Source organism: Virgibacillus carmonensis, assembly GCF_057836705.1.
In genome coordinates this window covers 1-639 of record NZ_JBYQFJ010000210.1, presented here as the reverse complement: position 1 = coordinate 639, position 639 = coordinate 1, and the positions used below count along the sequence as shown (strand labels likewise).

Below are 639 nucleotides of genomic sequence, written 5' to 3'. Positions count from 1 at the left end.
AAAAGGTTACCATTGATTTTGATAAGGAAAAGCTTGCTGAATATGGCTTATCCGAAGATACAATAAAACAGCTGATTCAGGGATCTGATATATCTTTTCCTCTAGGACTAACCAACTTTGACGGAAAGGTGAAAAATCTGGTCATTGACGGAAACATTGCTACCGTTAAGGATCTGCGGAACTTGGAAATTCCCATTACACCAAAACAAACAGACCAGTCTGGACAAGAGAGTCAGATGAAACAAACGGGACAAAGCGTTCCACAAACACAAGGCTCAATGAAATTGCCAACGGTGCAACTGAATGATCTGGCTGATATTGAAGTTGTTGGTGAAACGGAATCCATTTCCAGAACAAATGGGGAGGATTCAATTGGTATACAAATCGTAAAGGCTGCCGATGCAAACACAGTTGAGGTAGTTAATGCGGTTAAAGATGCCATAGATGGATTCGAAGAGGATCTTGGTCTTACAGTAACAACTACGTTTGACCAGGGGGAACCAATTGAAGAAGCGGTCAGTACGATGCTTGGCAAAGCATTGTTTGGAGCGATTTTTGCTGTTGTGATAATCCTGCTCTTCTTGAGAAGTATTAAAACAACACTCATTTCAATCGTTTCTATTCCTTTATCATTGCTAA

General features: G+C 40.4%; 1 protein-coding gene. It reads left to right on the top strand.

The annotated features are described in order from the left end of the window. Positions 1–639, top strand: a 639-nt coding sequence (locus AC3G7N_RS21435) for an efflux RND transporter permease subunit (protein ID WP_489424159.1), incomplete at both ends; no start/stop codon positions are given.